The 15679-nt window shown below is 73.7% G+C and carries 16 protein-coding genes and 1 pseudogene; 5 read left to right on the top strand and 12 right to left on the bottom strand.

The window, feature by feature from the left end; translation table 11 throughout:
- Positions 1–2: 2 nt before the first annotated feature.
- The 5 genes and pseudogenes from ASG94_RS15385 to ASG94_RS15365 all read right to left on the bottom strand — a co-directional run bounded on the left by ASG94_RS15385 (position 3) and on the right by ASG94_RS15365 (position 4319).
- Positions 3–803 (bottom strand): putative hydro-lyase, encoded by an 801-nt coding sequence (locus tag ASG94_RS15385; protein WP_056927373.1) that lies wholly within the window; start codon positions 801–803, stop codon positions 3–5.
- Entirely contained in the window at positions 800–1696 is an 897-nt protein-coding gene (locus ASG94_RS15380) for a biotin-dependent carboxyltransferase family protein (protein ID WP_056927372.1), read from the bottom strand. Before ASG94_RS15380 ends, ASG94_RS15385 begins: the two co-directional genes overlap by 4 nt.
- A pseudogene (locus ASG94_RS15375) lies at positions 1696–2215 on the bottom strand (5-oxoprolinase subunit B family protein). Before ASG94_RS15375 ends, ASG94_RS15380 begins: the two are co-directional and overlap by 1 nt.
- Before the next feature lie 56 nt (positions 2216–2271).
- Positions 2272–3054, bottom strand: coding sequence for a LamB/YcsF family protein (locus ASG94_RS15370; protein WP_235537292.1), 783 nt, complete (start codon positions 3052–3054; stop codon positions 2272–2274).
- Positions 3051–4319: an NRAMP family divalent metal transporter gene (locus ASG94_RS15365; protein WP_056927371.1), complete on the bottom strand. Its 1269-nt coding sequence runs from the start codon at positions 4317–4319 to the stop codon at positions 3051–3053. Before ASG94_RS15365 ends, ASG94_RS15370 begins: the two co-directional genes overlap by 4 nt.
- A gap of 113 nt (positions 4320–4432) precedes the next feature.
- Between ASG94_RS15365 and ASG94_RS15360 the strand changes: the two genes are divergently transcribed.
- Positions 4433–5161, top strand: coding sequence for a GntR family transcriptional regulator (locus ASG94_RS15360; RefSeq protein WP_056927370.1), 729 nt, complete (start codon positions 4433–4435; stop codon positions 5159–5161).
- 16 nt (positions 5162–5177) lie between these two features.
- Here ASG94_RS15360 and ctlX read toward each other — a convergent pair whose 3' ends face one another.
- Together ctlX and ASG94_RS15350 are read right to left on the bottom strand one after the other, a co-directional pair.
- Positions 5178–6221 (bottom strand): citrulline utilization hydrolase CtlX, encoded by a 1044-nt coding sequence (ctlX, locus tag ASG94_RS15355; RefSeq protein WP_056927369.1) that lies wholly within the window; start codon positions 6219–6221, stop codon positions 5178–5180.
- A gap of 35 nt (positions 6222–6256) precedes the next feature.
- Positions 6257–7174 carry a universal stress protein gene (locus ASG94_RS15350; protein WP_056927368.1) on the bottom strand — a complete coding sequence of 306 codons (918 nt, stop codon included), beginning with the start codon at positions 7172–7174 and terminating at the stop codon, positions 6257–6259.
- Between the two features lie 157 nt (positions 7175–7331).
- Between ASG94_RS15350 and ASG94_RS15345 the strand changes: the two genes are divergently transcribed.
- The 3 genes from ASG94_RS15345 to ASG94_RS15335 all read left to right on the top strand — a co-directional run bounded on the left by ASG94_RS15345 (position 7332) and on the right by ASG94_RS15335 (position 8662).
- Positions 7332–7853, top strand: coding sequence for a DUF6328 family protein (locus ASG94_RS15345; RefSeq protein WP_056927367.1), 522 nt, complete (start codon positions 7332–7334; stop codon positions 7851–7853).
- 117 nt (positions 7854–7970) lie between these two features.
- The gene (locus tag ASG94_RS15340) at positions 7971–8312 is read left to right on the top strand and encodes a hypothetical protein (RefSeq protein ID WP_056927366.1); all 342 of its coding nucleotides are present in this window, start codon (positions 7971–7973) and stop codon (positions 8310–8312) included.
- Between the two features lie 74 nt (positions 8313–8386).
- Complete coding sequence (locus tag ASG94_RS15335; protein ID WP_056927365.1) at positions 8387–8662, top strand: HU family DNA-binding protein; 276 nt, start codon at positions 8387–8389, stop codon at positions 8660–8662.
- Between the two features lie 45 nt (positions 8663–8707).
- Here the strand turns inward: ASG94_RS15335 and ASG94_RS15330 are convergent, their stop codons facing one another.
- The 3 genes from ASG94_RS15330 to ASG94_RS15320 all read right to left on the bottom strand — a co-directional run bounded on the left by ASG94_RS15330 (position 8708) and on the right by ASG94_RS15320 (position 12037).
- The gene (locus ASG94_RS15330) at positions 8708–9805 is read right to left on the bottom strand and encodes a threonine aldolase family protein (RefSeq protein ID WP_056927364.1); all 1098 of its coding nucleotides are present in this window, start codon (positions 9803–9805) and stop codon (positions 8708–8710) included.
- Between the two features lie 17 nt (positions 9806–9822).
- The gene (locus ASG94_RS15325; protein WP_082624240.1) at positions 9823–11259 is read right to left on the bottom strand and encodes a PepSY-associated TM helix domain-containing protein; all 1437 of its coding nucleotides are present in this window, start codon (positions 11257–11259) and stop codon (positions 9823–9825) included.
- Positions 11260–11335: 76 nt separating this feature from the next.
- Positions 11336–12037 carry a hypothetical protein gene (locus tag ASG94_RS15320; RefSeq protein WP_056927362.1) on the bottom strand — a complete coding sequence of 234 codons (702 nt, stop codon included), beginning with the start codon at positions 12035–12037 and terminating at the stop codon, positions 11336–11338.
- A gap of 158 nt (positions 12038–12195) precedes the next feature.
- On the opposite strand from ASG94_RS15320, the gene ASG94_RS15315 reads away from it, so the two are divergent.
- Positions 12196–14229 (top strand): PhoX family protein, encoded by a 2034-nt coding sequence (locus tag ASG94_RS15315; RefSeq protein WP_056927361.1) that lies wholly within the window; start codon positions 12196–12198, stop codon positions 14227–14229.
- Here ASG94_RS15315 and ASG94_RS15310 read toward each other — a convergent pair.
- Complete coding sequence (locus ASG94_RS15310; RefSeq protein WP_056927360.1) at positions 14216–14962, bottom strand: hypothetical protein; 747 nt, start codon at positions 14960–14962, stop codon at positions 14216–14218. The genes ASG94_RS15315 and ASG94_RS15310 overlap by 14 nt on opposite strands.
- The gene (locus ASG94_RS15305) at positions 14959–15609 is read right to left on the bottom strand and encodes a SatD family protein (protein ID WP_056927359.1); all 651 of its coding nucleotides are present in this window, start codon (positions 15607–15609) and stop codon (positions 14959–14961) included. Before ASG94_RS15305 ends, ASG94_RS15310 begins: the two co-directional genes overlap by 4 nt.
- Positions 15610–15679: the final 70 nt, after the last annotated feature.

Below are 15679 nucleotides of genomic sequence, written 5' to 3'. Positions count from 1 at the left end.
GCTCAGGGCACGACGTGCTCGCTCTCACGGATGTCGGTGATGGCCATGTGGCCGGGGGCGTGGCCGATGGCCAGCTCGGGACGCGACTGCATGACGGCGGCCTGCGGCGTCACCCCGCACGCCCAGAAGACGGGCACCTCGCCCGGACGGACCTCGACCGGGTCGCCGAAGTCGGGGGCGTCGAGGTCGGCGATGCCCAGCTCGCCGGGCGCCCCGACGTGCACCGGCGCGCCGTGGACCGCCGGGTAGCGCGAGGTGACCCGGACCGCGGTGGCGACCTGGGAGGCGGGCATCGGCCGCATGGACACCACGAGGGGGCCGGAGAGGGAGCCGGCGGGGCGGCAGGCGACGTCGGTGCGGTACATCGGCACGTTGCTGCCCTGCTCGATGTGGCGCACCGGCACCCCGGCGTCGAGCAGCGGTCCCTCGAAGGTGAAGCTGCAGCCGATGAGGAAGGCGACCATGTCGTCGCGCCAGCGGTCGGTGACGTCGTCGACCTCGCCGACCACCTCGCCGTGCTCGTAGATCCGGTACGACGGCAGGTCGGTCCGCAGGTCGCCGGCGAACCGCGGGCTGTCGACGGCGCCGGGCTCGGTGACGTCGAGGACCGGGCACGCGGCGGGGTTGCGCTGCGCGAAGAGCAGCACGTCGTAGGCCAGCGCCCGGGGCACGGCCAGGAGGTTGGCCTGGGTCCAGCCCGCGCACCAGCCCGAGGTGGGCACCCGCAACCCGGAGCGGAAGACCGCACGGGCCTCGGCGGGCGTCAGGGCCGCGGGGTCGGAGGGACGCTGGGTCTCGGTCATGGTGCTCCTCGTCGGGTGAAGGTGATGTGCTGGCCCGGACGGACCTGGGCCGCGCGCGGGAGGTCGGCGGGGACGACCACGGCGACCACGGGATAGCCCCCGGTGACCGGGTGGTCGGCCAGGAAGAGGGTGGGCTGGCCGGACGGCGGCACCTGGAGGGCGCCGCACACCATGCCCTCGCTGGGCAGCTCGCGGTCCTGCGCGCGCTCGAGCACCGGGCCCGAGAGGCGCATGCCCACGCGGTTGCTCTCCGCGGTGACCTCGTAGGGGCCGGACACCAGCGCCTCGCGGGCCGCCTCAGTGAACCAGTCGGCGCGCGGTCCGTCGACGACGCGCAGGGTGACGTCGCCCTCCTCCGGGCAGGCGACCGGGGCGAGGTCGACGCCCGGCAGCGCGGACACGGCCGTGCCCACGGGGACCCGGTCCCCCGCGGCCAGCGGGTCCGGCCCCAGGGCGGCGAGGGTGTCGGCGGAGCGGGACTCCAGCTGCGCCGGCACCGCGATGCCGCCCCGGACGCCGAGGTAGCTGCGCAGCCCGGCGCGGGGCGGTCCCAGGCGCAGGGTCGCGCCGTCGGGCACCCAGACCACGCCGTGGGCACCCGCCTCGCGCCCGTCGACGCTCACCGGGCACGGCGCGCCGGTCAGGGTGACGGTCACGTTGCCGTGCGCGACGACCTCCAGCCCGCCGAAGGTCACCTCCAGCGCCGCCGCCGACTCGGGGTTGCCCAGCAGCCGGTTGGCCAGGCGCAGCGCCGGGGCGTCGGCCGCCCCGGAGTGGCCGACGCCGAGGGCGCCCAGACCGGGACGGCCCAGGTCCTGCACGGTGGTCAGCACTCCGGGCGTGACCACCTCGAGCCACGACCCGGCGTCCGCGACCGGGATCCCGAGCGGCATCACGCCTCCACGAACCTGACGCGCACGCCGGGCACCAGCAGGGCCGGCGGGTCACGGTCGAGGTCCCAGGGTTGCACGGTCGTGTGCCCGATGAGCTGCCAGCCGCCCGGCGACTCCCGCGGGTAGACCCCGCTGAACTCGCCGGCCAGCGCCACGGCACGGGCCGGGACGCGGGTGCGCGGCACGCTGCGCCGGGGCACGCTCAGCCGCTCGTCGGTGCCGACGAGGTAGCCGAAGCCCGGTGCGAAGCCGCAGAACGCGACCGTCCACTCCTGGGCGGTGTGCGCCTCGACGACCCCGCGCTCCCCCAGCCCGGTCAGTCGCCCGACCTCGGCGAGGTCCTCGCCGTCGTAGGCGACGGGCACCTCGACGCGGCTCGACCGCGCTCACGGCCTGCCCCACGCGGGAGGGGTCGGACCGGGTCGGGTCGATCCGCAGCATCAGAGTCCGGGCGGCCGGCACCAGGTCGACCACGCCCTCGGGCGGGGCGTCGACGAGCTCGGCGTAGAGCGCGAGCACGTCGTCGAGGTCGGCCAGCTCGACGAGCAGCCCGGAGTCACCGCACGGGAGCAGCCTCACGCGGCATCGCCGCCGACGAACGGGGCGAGCCGCACGCCCGCCTCCTCGAGGCCGCGTCGTACGGCGGCCGCCATGGCGACAGCACCCTCGCTGTCCCCGTGCACGCAGACGGAGCCGGCGCGCACCGAGACGACCGAGCCGTCGGCGGCGACCACCTCGTGGCGGGTGGCCATCCGGACGGTCCGCTCGGCCACGTGGTCGGGGTCGTGCAGCACGGAGTCGGCCTCGCGACGCGACACCAGGGTGCCCTCGGCCGTGTAGGCGCGGTCCGCGAAGGCCTCCGCGACGGGCGTCAGCCCGGCGCCCTCGGCTGCGGCGAGCCAGACCGAGCCCGGCAGCCCGAGCACCGGCAGCGTCGGGTCGTAGCGGCGCACGGCCTCGGCCACGGCCATCGCCTGCTCCTCGTGGTGCACGATCGCGTTGTAGAGCGCGCCGTGCGGCTTGACGTAGCGCACCTGGGTGCCCGCGACCCGGGCGAACGCCTCGAGCGCCCCGAGCTGGTAGAGCACGTCGTTGGTCAGGTCGTGCGGCTCGACGTCGATGAAGCGGCGGCCGAACCCCGCGAGGTCGCGGTAGCCGACCTGCGCTCCGATCACCACCCCGCGCTCGGCGGCGCGCTCGCACGTGCGCCGCAGCACGGTCGGGTCGCCGGCGTGGAAGCCGCACGCGACGTTGGCGCTGGTGATGAGGTCCAGCAGCGCGTCGTCGTCGCCGAGGGTCCAGGCACCGAAGCCCTCCCCCAGGTCGGCGTTGAGGTCGATCCTCTGCTCGCTCGTCACAGCAGCGCCTTGATGCCCTCGAGGGAGTTCCAGCCGAGGTAGACGGTGAGCACCCACACGAGCACACCGACGACCAGCAGCCACCTCGGGTACCGGTAGCCGTTGAGGAGGTCCATCCGGCGCGCGGCGACCCACAGGATCACGGCGAAGCCGACCGGGAGGATGAGCCCGTTGAGGGCACCGGCCAGGACCAGCAGCGTGACGGGCGCCTGGCCGAGTGCGAGGTAGACCACGGCCGAGAACACGATGAAGCCGACGGTGACCAGGTTGCGGCGCGCCTCCAGCCGCTTCGAGAAGCCGGCGAGGAAGGACACCGACGTGTACGACGCGCCGATCACCGACGTGATGCTCGCCGCCCACAGGATGATGCCGAAGACCCGCACGCCGACGTCGCCGAGGGCGGCCTGGAAGGCCGAGGCCGGCGGGTTGTCCGCCGCCAGGGTCACGCCACCGGCGACGACGCCGAGCACGGCGAGGAAGAGCAGGGTGCGCATCACGCCGGTCACGATGATGCCGGTGACCGATCCGCGGGTGATCTCGCGGACGTGCTCGGCGCCGGTGATGCCCGAGTCGACGAGGCGGTGGGCACCTGCGTAGGTGATGTAGCCACCGACCGTGCCGCCGATCAGGGTGGTGATGATGAGGAAGTCGATCTCGTCGGGGAGCACCGTCTGGCGCAGGGCCTCGCCCACCGGCGGGCCGGAGACGATGGTGGCGTACAGCACCATGGCGATCATCAGGAGGCCGAGGACCACCACGATGCGGTCCATCGCGACCCCGGCCCGCTTGCTGAGGAAGATCGCGATGGCGATGGCCGCGGAGATCGCCCCGCCGATCTTGACGTCGAGGCCGAACATCGCGTTGGTGCCCAGCGCGGTGCCGCCGATGTTGCCGATGTTGAACACCAGCCCGCCGAGCACCACGAGGCCGGCCAGCAGGTAGCCGGCTCCCGGGAGCACCGTGTTGGCGAGCTCCTGGGCCCGCATGCCGGAGACGCCCACGACGCGCCACACGTTCAGCTGGACGGCGATGTCGACGAGGATCGACACCAGGATCGCGAAGGCGAAGGCCGCGCCGAGCTCGGCGGTGAAGACCGTGGTCTGGGTGATGAAGCCGGGGCCGATGGCGCTGGTGGCCATGAGGAACATCGCGCCGAGGAGCGCGCCGCGGGCCGCTCCGCTCCGCGGGGAGGTCGCGGACCCGGCCTCCTGGTCGTCCGTGGTCGCGCGGCCCGTCCTGCTCTCGCTGGTCTGGTCGTCGGTCATGTCGAACCCATCTGTCGGTCCCGAGTGATCCCGTCGGGAGGTGGTCCCCGTCACATCAGGATGACCGATTGTTGAACAATCCGTCAATAGCCGGATCCGCTACTGTCGATCGTGTGACGACCAGCGACTGGCTCCAGGAACTCCAGGCCGAACGGTCCCGGCTGGGGCGGGCCAGCACCGCCGGCCGGGTGGCCGACGTGCTCCGGACCCGCATCACCGAGGGCAGCCTGGCGCCGGGCACCCGGCTCTCGGAGGAGGACATCGGCACGGCGCTGGGGGTCTCGCGCAACACGCTGCGCGAGGCGTTCCGGCTGCTCGGCCACGAGCGCCTGCTGGTCCACGAGTTCAACCGCGGGGTCTTCGTGCGTCGGCTGACCGTCGCGGACGTGCGCGACCTCTACGAGCTGCGGCGGATCCTGGAGTGCGGCGCCGTACGACGCGCCGCCGAGCGGTTCTCCCCCGGCTCGTCGCCGGTCTCCGACGAGCGCTGGACCGGGCTGCTCGACCCGGTCCGGAGTGCCGTCGAGGAGGGCGAGGCCGCGGCGGGCGAGGGACGATGGGTCGACGTCGGCACGGCCAACATGCACTTCCACCAGGCGGTGTCCGCCCTGGCCGGGAGCCCTCGCGTCGACGAGGCGATGGGTCACCTGCTCGCCGAGCTGCGCCTGGTCTTCCACGTGATGGCCGCCCCGCAGGCGTTCCACGAGGCCTACCTGCCGGGCAACCGGAGGATCCTCGAGCTGCTGGCCGCGGGCGACCTCGCCGGCGCGGAGTCGGCGATGGCGGCCTACCTCGACGCCGCGGAGGCCCAGCTCGTCGCGGCATACGGCGAGGCGGCCTGACGCACCCCGGCTCCGCTCAGGCGTCGGCTCCCTCGTCGGCGCGGATGAGGTCGCTGCCGTCGAGCGTCCCGGGGGCGTCCTCGTTGATCGCCTCGACCGCCTCGGTCAGCTCCTGCTCGGCGCTCGGCCGGCGGTCGAGGTGCACCCCGGCGATCATGCAGCGCACGGAGCCGCCGGCGAGCTCGATCGTGGGGATGTCCACCGACACGATCTCGCAGGACTCCTCGATCGCGGCGACCTGGTCCGGGCGCAGGCTGCGGTGCGCCCGTGCCGACATGGTCATGACGTAGCGGCGCCGGCCCTCCGGCGTACGACCGCACAGCTCGACGGCGTTGCCGGCGAACTCCCGGATCTGGTCCTCGGTCAGCTCCACGACGGTGCGCCCGTTGACCGAGAGCCGCTCGCGGACCTGGGCACGCCGGTCCTCGTCGGGGATCATCTCGAGCGCGATGAGCGCGACGTCGGTGCCGATGCAGGCGATGACGTTGGTGTGGTAGACGGGGACCCCCGCGGAGTCGACCGCGTCGAAGGCCATCGGCTCGTAGCCGAAGTCGGTGCAGAACCGCTCCAGGACGTGGGTGTCCGCGCGGTAGCTGCGGGCGGTGTAGGCCACCCGCGACACGTGGTCGAGCACCATCGCGCCGGTGCCCTCGAGGAAGATGCCGTCGGGCTCGAGACCCGAGTAGTCGACGATCGTCTGCACGCGGTACGACGACTTCAGCATCTCGAGCACGTCGGCGCGACGCTCGTGGCGCCGGTTGGAGGCGTACATCGGGTAGACCGCGACCATGCCCCCCGCGTGGGTGGAGAGCCAGTTGTTGGGGAACACGCTGTCGGGGCGGGTGTGGTCCTCGTCGGCGAAGACGTGCACGCGCACGCCGGCCGCGCGCAGGGCGTCAGCCAGGGCGTCCATCTCGGCCAGGGCGTGGGCGGCCGTGTCGTCGTCGCTCTGCCCGGCGGGGGCGTCGCCCTGGAAGGCGTTGTCGGCGGCCGTCGCGGGGTTGGGGGTGAACCGCTCGGCGCGGATCAGGATGACGGCGGAAGGGGCCTGTGCACTCACGGGAGCGCAATCTAGACCATCGTGGCCGCCGGCCCTCAGACCACGTCGGCGTGCTGCGGGTGGGTCCCCCAGCGGTGTCGCGCACGCGGGTCGGCCAGCAGCACGGGGCACGCAGCCTCGCGCAGCACGGCACGCGCCACCGGCCCCAGGTGGGAGCCGATCGGTACGAGCGGGTCGTGTCGGCCGATGACCAGCAGGTCGGAGGTGCGGGCGGCCCGGATGAGGGTGTCGCCCGCATGGGCGTGGCGCGCCTCGATCTCGACGGCGAGGCCCGCTGCCTCGTCGCCGAGGGCCGCCAGGGCCTCGCGGATGTCCTTGGTCGCCCGCTCGGTCCACTCCTCGTGCTCGACCCGCGACACGATGATGTCGTCGTAGGCCCCGGGGTAGGCCCAGGTGTGGACCACCCGCAGGATCGCGCCCCGCGCGCGGGCCTCGCGGACGGCCGCGTGCAGGACGTGCTGGGCCCGCTCCGGGATGTCCACCCCCACGGTGACGACGGGCACCCCCTCCCGGCGCGGCTCCCACTCGGCGGGCACCGACACGACCGGCACGTGCGCGTGCGCGGCCACCCCGCCGGACGTCGAGCGGGTCACCACGCGCAGCACCCGTGCGAGCGGGCGGCGCTGGAGCACGACCACGCGGCTCTCCTCCGAGGCCTCCACGATGGAGGGCACGGGGCCGCCCCACACCAGCTGCGTCGTGACCGGCAGCCCCTCGGGCAGGAGGTCCCGCGCCCGCTCGGCCGCCGCGCCGAGGACCCCCCGGGCGGCGTGCTCGAGGTCCACGATGTCCACCAGCACCATCTCCGGTCCCTGCGCCACGTGGTGCAGGACGTGGAGCAGGTGCAGTCCACAGCCCTCACGGGTGGCCACGACGGCGGCATAGTCGAGCGCGGCGTCCATCGGCTCGTGGCCGACGGCGACGAGGACGGGCCTGGCCTTCTGGTCGGACATGGCGCTCTCCGTTCAGGTGGGGGTGGTCCTGCACCCACGCTGCGCCCGCAGGTCCCGGTGCGGGAGGGCCGAAGGGCCCGGTCGCCCTCGCCGGACGTCCCCTGCGTCCCCTTGGTCGTGGCGGGCCACGGGTGCCCCGGGCGGGTTACGTTGAGGAATGCCCGAAGACCCGGAGCCGACGACGCGCGGTCGGCACGAGACCCGTGACGAGCAGCTCGACCGCAACTGGGACGACCTGCTGCAGGAGCTGCGGGTGATGCAGACGGGGGTCCAGCTGCTGGCCGGCTTCCTCGTCACCCTCCCCTTCCAGAGCAGCTTCGCCGACCTGGACCACTACCAGCGCACGCTGTACCTGTGCGTCCTGTCCCTCGCGGGGGTCACCACGCTGACGATGCTGGTCCCGATCGCCGTCCACCGCCGGCTCTTCGGCGACGGGGTCAAGGAGTGGCTGGTCGCGACCGCCCACCCGGTGTCCCGCGTGCTGCTCGCCGCAGTCGCCCTGCTGGTGGTCGGGGTCACCTCGTTGGTGTTCGACGTGGTCCTGGGCCGGACCGCGGGACGCGTCGCCGGCGCCACGATCCTGACGATCGCCCTCCTGCTCCTGGTGGTGCTCCCGGTGCTGGTCGACCGGGCGAGCCGCCGCGCGAAGGCGGCCGGCCGTGGTGGGATCGACGCATGAGCTAGACCCCCACCGTCCCCTTCTCGGAGCTGCCCGACCGCCTCCGGAGGGCCGTGGACGGGCTCGGCCTCACCGTCGAGGCCGTCGGGGAGGACCGCATCCGCGTGCAGGCCGACCATGGAGCGCGACTACGAGCTGGACCTCGACCTCAGCGGCGGGGTCGGGCGGATCAGCGGCTCGGCGCGCTTCTTCTCCGGTCGCAGGTGGGGCTACGAGAAGCAGGTCGTGTGGGGCGCCGGCACCGACCGCAGCGTCGGTCGCCAGGTCGACTTCACCTGGGCTCCCCAGCAGGTGCACGGGCGCGTCGTGGAGGTCCTCAAGGACACCGGCCGGTACGCCGGGTGGTGGGCGACGCAGCCCCTCTCGGCCAAGATAGGGCTCGCCTGTGCGGGTATCGGTGCCACGGCGATCCCGGGTGTGCCTATAGCGTTGCTCATCGAGCACTACGCCCAGACGTAGCCGGGTTTGGGGATCAACCCCCGGATCCTGTTGGGTGGAGTGAAATCCCAAGGACCGAACAAGGAGCAATACACGTGAACAAGACCGAGCTTCGCGACGCCATCGCCCAGCACGCCGACCTGACCAACGCGCAGGCCGACAAGGCCCTCGAGGCCGTGATCACCTCGATCACCTCGACCGTGGCCAAGGGCGAGAAGGTCACCCTCCCCGGCTTCGGCACGTTCGAGTCGCGCGAGCGTTCGGCCCGCACCGGCCGCAACCCGCAGACCGGCGAGACCATGGAGATCGCGGCCAGCAAGGCCCCCGCGTTCAAGGCCGGCGCCGCGTTCAAGACGGCCGTCAACGGCTGATCGCAGCACCCTCGTTGTCCCCGCTGGGACCCGGGTGCCGGCCACTCAGGCGCCGACGACCCGGGCCAGCCAGTCGGCCACCACCTCCGGGTCGTGCTCGGTGGCGGCGGCGTAGCAGGCCAGCTCGGCCACGACCGTGCCCGGGTCGTCGGTCTGCCGGAACGGCCCGCACAACAGGGTCTGCTCGGCCTCCATGAAGGTCAGCAGGCGCTCGTTGACCTCCGCGGCCACCCCGTCGGCGTACACCTCGAAGGTGCACATGCCCGGCACGGCCGGGTGCACCCGCATCCCCCGGGCCGGCAGGGCGGCGGCCAGCGAGCGCGCCCAGTCGGCGTACTCCCCCATCCGGGGCAGCTCGTCGCGCAGCCCGAGCAGGCCGCCCACGGCGTACGGCGTCATCGTGAACAGCGTGCCGCCCATCCGCTTGCGCCACGACCGCAGCTCGTCGACCACGTCCTCGTCGGCCGCCACGCACGCGCCGGCCTGGGCGCCGAGGCCCTTGTAGAACGACACGTAGACGCTGTCGAAGAGCCCCGCGACCTCGTCGAGGGGCCGGTCGTAGAACGGCTGCGACTCCCACAGCCGCGCCCCGTCGAGGTGCAGCGGTACGCCGCCCTCCCGGGCCGCCGCGGAGAGCCCGACGAGGTCCTCCCACGACGGCAGCAGGCAGCCGGCGTCGCGCAGCGGCAGCTCGGTGAGCGCCGCGCCCAGCTGGCCCGGCACCGCCTCGAGGTCGGCGGCGACGGGGGTGCGGCGACCGGTGGTGAGGAACTCCCACTCGAGGCCGTGCAGGCGCCGAGGCCCGTCCTCCTCGTGGTGCACGAGGTGGGACAGGTCCGGCAGCGCCACGCGACGGCTGCCGGACCGGTCGCACCAGATGCGCAGCACGGCCTGCTGGGCCAGCGTGCCGCTCGGGACGAAGAGCGCGGCCGGCTTGCCCAGAAGGTCGGCGACCTGCGCCTCCAGCAGCGTCACCGCGCCGCGGGAGCCGTAGGAGTCCCACTCGTCGATGCCCAGCTCCTCGCAGGCTGCGGCCAGCCGGGCGAGGTCGTCGGCCGGGCGGGTCAGGCGCCAGAAGACGGTGCGCCCGCAGGAACGGGCGGCGGCGCGGAAGCGGTCGGTGAAGTCCGTCTCGTCGGTCATGGGCCCCACCCTCGCCGCTAGCGCTGGACCGTGTCGAACCAGTTCGCCAGGGCCGGCACGCGCCGGACGACCAGCTGGTCGAGCAGGAGGACGACCAGCACCGACAGCCCGAAGAGCGGCAGCAGGATCCCCAGCGCGACCAGTCCCACGAGCAGCAACGGTGTCGCCCGGAGCGGCAGCCGGCCGCGGGGCGCGCCCATCGAGCCCGCCCGCGCCGGGCGACGGCGCCACCACATGAGCGGCCCGGAGACGCAGGAGAAGATGATCGCCAGGCACATCAGCGTCGCCCCGGCCATCGACCACCCGCCGAACGAGCGCCCCTCGTGCAGGCCGATCCCCTGCGCCACGACCCGGGCGAGCACCGGGTAGTCGTCGAAGCCGTACGTCGACACCACCTCGCCACCGAACCGGTCGACATGGACGGTGCGCTCGTCGGAGGGCGCGTCGAAGGCGTGGCCGATGACGGAGTAGACCCCGTCGTCGCCGGCCGGCAGGGCGACGGTCATCGGGTGGCGCAGGCCGGCGTCCGCCGCCGCCAGCACGGCCGTGTCGAGGTTGGCGACGCTGCGCCCCTCCTCGCCCTCGGCGGGCGCCGTCGACCGCGGCACCTGCGACTCCCCCATCCCCCACGGCACCTCGACCGAGTGGCTGTGCGGCAGCGACTCGTCGAGCGTGGAGGTCGGGTCCGAGAGGGCGCCGTGGTCCTCGCTCCACAGCGACGAGCCCTGCGCCGTCGCGAGCCGCTGCACCTGCTCGCCCCACAGGCCGGTCCAGGGCAGGCCGGACACGAGCAGGAAGAGCAGTCCCACGCCCACGAACGCGCCGACGAGGCCGTGCCGGGACCGCAACCGCGCACCCGGGGCGCCCTTCGCCGTCCGGCGTCGGCGGGCCCGCCACCCCCGCACGAACAGGTAGTAGCCGGTCAGCGCCATCACGATCGCCCAGCAGGCGCCGAGCTCGATGACGAGGTCGCCGACGCGGCCGCTCATCAGCTCGCCGTGCAGCAGGACCGCGACTCCCGACACGGTGCGGTCGGGGTCGAGGGAGCCCAGGACCTCCGCGCCGTACGGGTTCACGAAGACGTCGCGGGCCGCGCCGTCCTCGGTGGTCACCGAGAAGACGGTGCTGCGACCGTCCTCGCGCGGCTCGGCCATCGAGACGACGGTCGCGTCGGGGTGGGCGCGCTCGACGCCGGCGAGCTGGTTGGCGTAGGGCTGCTGGATCGCGGTGTCGCTGGGCGCGGAGACCTTCATGAGGTCGGGGTGCAGGAGCGGTTCGAGCTGGAAGCGGAACAGGTAGACCAGCCCGGTCACGGCCAGCACGAGCAGGACCGGGACCACCAGGAAGCTGGCGTAGAAGTGCCAGCGCCACACGGCGCGGAACAGGCCGGACGGGCCGTGTCTCGGGCGCCGTTGCAAGGGCGTGCGGGCAGGACGGGGTGGTGCGGTGGTCATGGGTCTCCTCGAGCGGGTACGACGCCTCGACCACCGCACGTCGTGCGTGCGGTGGGAGGCGGTGGGTCAGGTCGGGTCAGGCGGCGAGGAGGACCGGCGGACCACGGCGTACGACGCCGCGCGCGACGCGGTCGCGCGGCGTGCGGTGCAGGGGGTGGAGGTGGACGACCGAGGGGCGGGGCCGTCGGGCGGGCGTGAGCGGGAGGAGCACCACCAGCGGCGCCAGCACGGTGCGTACCGCCAGGGACAGCAGGGCCCACACGGCGCGCTCGCCCAGGGCCAGCCACAGCCCGACCACCACGCCGGCCGCGGCGTGGGCGAGGAACATCGGGAGGTGGTCGAGCAGCGCGGCCGGGTCGGGGACCGAGAGCCCGGTGGCGGCCGGCGCGCCCACGCTCGACTCGTAGTGGTCCTGCAGCGAGCCGACCCGCCCGCCGGCGTCGGTCGGCAACGACCCGGACGGACTGCCCGACGGGGCCGGCGTCGGGCGTGCGGGCGGGGCGGTCTGACCGGCGGTGCCGTGGCCCGCCGTGAGGCTCAGCGCGGCGTGCACCAGGGTCTGGCCGCCCACCACCAGGGCGACGAGGAGCCGCGCCGACGCCGGGCGGGCGAGGAAGGTCGCCGCCAGCGCGGTGCCCACCGCGACCAGCGGCACCAGCACCGTGGCGCCGGGGAGCAGGCCCCCCGCGGTCACGTGGCCGAGCGCGCCCACCAGGAACGTGGCCGCGGTCAGCACCACCGCACGCCCCCAGAGCAGGGCGTCGGGGCGGGCGGGCATGGCTCCATCCTCCCATCCACCTCCCCTCGACCGCTGTTCACGTCGTCGTCACCGTCCGGCCAGACGGGAGCGGTTGGGTCGGGTCCGCGGTCACTCACGCAGTGGCCGACCAGCCACCGCACGTCCCGCCACGGACCGACTCGCCACCAGGAGCCCCGATGACCCTCACCCCCCAGCGACCCGACGGCCGGCGCGTGCTGCCGATGGCCGGACTGACGCACGCCAACCGCAGTGCCGTCACCTGCCACCTGCGGTGCGGCGACGCGTGCTTCAAGGACGTGCCCAACACGACCGAGACCGGCTACTTCCGCGACGTGGCCGCGACCGCGCTGTCGCGGCGTACCGTCCTCGGCGCCGCCGCCCTCGGCGCCGCCACCGTCGCCTTCGCCCCGCAGTCGACCGGACGCGCCGCCGCCGCGCCGCTCACGACCGCCCGCGGCAAGGGCCCCCGCCCCACCGGCCTCGCGTTCGACGCCATCGGCCCCGTCGCGACCACCGTCGACGACGTCACGGTGCCCAGCGGCTACCGCTGGGACCCGATCATCCGCTGGGGCGACCCGATCACCGCCGGCGCCCCGGAGTTCGACCAGGACGCCCAGGACCACGTCGCCCAGGCCCAGCAGTTCGGCTACAACTGCGACTACCTCGACATCATCGTGACCGACCGCAAGGGCACCCGCGCGCTGCTCGTGGCCAACCACGAGTACACCAACGAGGGCATCATGTTCCCGCCGACGATGCCGGCCGAGGAGGTCGTGCGCACCGCGTGGGCCGCCCACGGCCTCTCCGTCGTCGAGCTGCGCCGACGCCACGCCGGCGAGCCGTGGACCTACGAGCGCACCGGTCGCCTCAACCGCCGGATCACCCTCGACACCGTCTTCGCCGTCGACGGGCCCGCGGCGGGCTCCCCGCTGCTGCGGACCGCGGAGGACCCCACCGGCACCCGCGTGCGCGGCACCATGAACAACTGCTCCGGCGGCACCACGCCGTGGGGCACCGTGCTGTCGGGCGAGGAGAACTTCAACCAGTACTTCTTCGCGGCCGGCACCTCGGCGGAGGAGAAGCGCTACGGCCTCGGCGCCCAGGACTCGCGGGGCTGGCGGGCCGTCGACCCACGCTGGGACGCGACGAAGAACCCGAACGAGCCGAACCGCTTCGGCTGGGTCGTCGAGGTCGACCCCGAGGACCCGCGCTCCACGCCGGTCAAGCACACCGCGATGGGCCGCTTCAAGCACGAGGGCGCCAACGTGATCGTCAACGGCGACGGCAGGGTCGTGGCCTACATGGGCGACGACGAGCGCTTCGACTACGTCTACCGCTTCGTCTCCCGCGACACCTACCGCGCGGGCGGCTCCAAGCGCGACCGCGCGCACAACAAGACCCTGCTCTCCGCCGGCGACCTCTCGGTGGCCCGCTTCACCGGGGACGGCCTCGAGGACGGCGTGAGCGACGGGAGCGGCGAGTGGCTGCCGCTGACCGTGGACGGCCAGTCCGTGGTGCCGGGGATGACGACGGAGCAGGTGCTGGTCCACACGCGGCTGGCGGCCGACAAGGTCCAGCCGACCAAGATGGACCGCCCCGAGGACGTGCAGCCCAACTACGTCAACGGGTTCATCTACGTCGCGTGCACCAACAACACCGACCGCGGCAAGGTCGGCAAGGAGGGCCCCACGGAGCCCAACCCGCGCAACGCCAACAAGGACGGCCACGTCGTCGAGATGATGCCGACCGGCGGCGACCACACGGCCGCGACCTTCGCGTGGAACCTCCTGCTCATCTGCGGCGACGCGGCCTCCGCGGGGACCTACTTCGGCGGCTGGACCGGTCCGGTGTCGCCGATCTCCTGCCCCGACAACGTCGCCTTCGACTCGGTCGGCAACCTGTGGGTCTCCACCGACGGCCAGCCGAGCGCGATCAAGAAGTCCGACGGCCTCTTCAAGGTGCCGGTCGCCGGTGCCGAGCGGGGCCGGGTGCAGCAGTTCCTCGCGGTGCCCACCGGCGCCGAGACCTGCGGCCCGGTGGTCCACGACCGGGACGGCTCGGTGTTCGTGGCCGTGCAGCACCCCGGCGAGGACGGCTCGTGGGCGGCCCAGCAGTCGTACTTCCCCGACTTCGTGGGTGCCGGCGGCACCCCGCGACCGGGCCAGTTCGCCGGGCCGCGTCCGTCGGTCGTGCAGGTCACGCGCCGCTGAGCAGTGCCAGGGACCCCAGCGCGACCAGCCAGCTGATGAAGCTGCCGACGAGGAAGTACTCCGTCAGCTGGTGGATGCGCTCCTGCTCGCCGCGCGAGGACAGCTCGGGGAAGCGCAGCAGCCCCTTGGCCGCCACCACGATGGACGCGGCGGTGATCTGACCGGCAAGCGCCAGCGCCAGGATGAAGACCCGTTCCATGGGTCCCAGCAGTCGCCCGCCCTTGAGCCGCACCGCGGACGGGTCGGCCTCGATCGAGCCGTGCTCGTCGGGGTCGGCCGTCCCGGTCGCGGCGAGCACGAGCCGCACGATCACGTTGCCGGTGCTCAGCTGCACGAGGAAGGCACCCAGCAGCAGCAGGGCCCGGTCGGGGGCGAGGTCGGCGAGGCCGGGCAGCCCGCTGCCCTCCAGCCACGCGCCCCACGGCCCGCCCGCGGGGCTCGCGGCACCGGAGACAAGCACTCCCAGGCCCAGCCCGCCGCCGAGGACGAGGAGCGGGACCCAGACCGGGATCCGGTGCGCGAAGCCGTGCGTCACCGTCTGCCCCCAGGCGACGACGAGGCCGGCGATCACCAGCAGCGCGAGGACGTCGAGGGGCTCGGTGAGCCCCGCGAGCAGGCCGACGAGGACGGCGAGCACCGCCCCGCAGACCTCGGGGACGATCCGCACGGGTCGCACCGAGTGGGTGAGGTCTGCGACCGCGCAGCCGATCAGCAGCACCGCGATCCAGCTCATGGCATCTCCCTCGTCAGGTCGTGGGCGGCGATGATCGCCGCGAGTCCGTCGGCGCGCACCCGCTGGGAGACCGCCGACGGGCTGATCCCGAGCGCCTCGGCCAGGTCGCGCTGCGACTCTCCCACGAGCAGACCACGCAGCACCGACAACGAGCGCTGCGACAGGCTGCTGACGAGGTGGTCGCGGAGCACCAGGGCCGCGTTGACGGCCGCCTCCTCGCTGCTCGCAGCCGGGTCAAGGACGGCGGTGTCCGGGCGTGCGACGTACGCCGTGCGCAGCGACCGCTCCCCCGGGCGGCGCTCGGCCTGCTCGACGCGGCCGATCGCTGCCCGGGCCGCCCACCACCCCGGACCGTCCTCCACCCGCGGGTCCTCGCTGAGGACCTCGATGCTGCCGCGGCCGATCCCGTGGCGCACGTCCGCGTCGGGCAGCAGCGCCAGGCGCACCGTCAGCGAGGCGTGCAGGGCGTCGCCGAGGGAGGCGAAGACGCCCTGGTACTCGTCGCCGACCTGCATGCGCACCGGGGTGGGCGGACGCAGCTCGGCGTTCACCCGCTCGAGCACGGCTGCGAAGGTCGCGTGCAGGGCGCGCCGGTCGGTGCTGCCGCGGGACCCGATCAGGTCCCCGATGAGCGTCGTCGCTGTCATGGCTTCACCTCACTGAAAAGAAGGTTATCACTTCACTGATCCTGAGATGAAGTGATGTCCTTCACTTACC

The sequence above is a fragment of the Nocardioides sp. Soil805 genome (genome assembly GCF_001429625.1).
Classification (GTDB): Bacteria; Actinomycetota; Actinomycetes; order Propionibacteriales; family Nocardioidaceae; genus Nocardioides.
The sequence above is the reverse complement of the archived record's forward strand: the minus strand, read 5'-3'. Positions and strand labels throughout refer to the sequence as shown.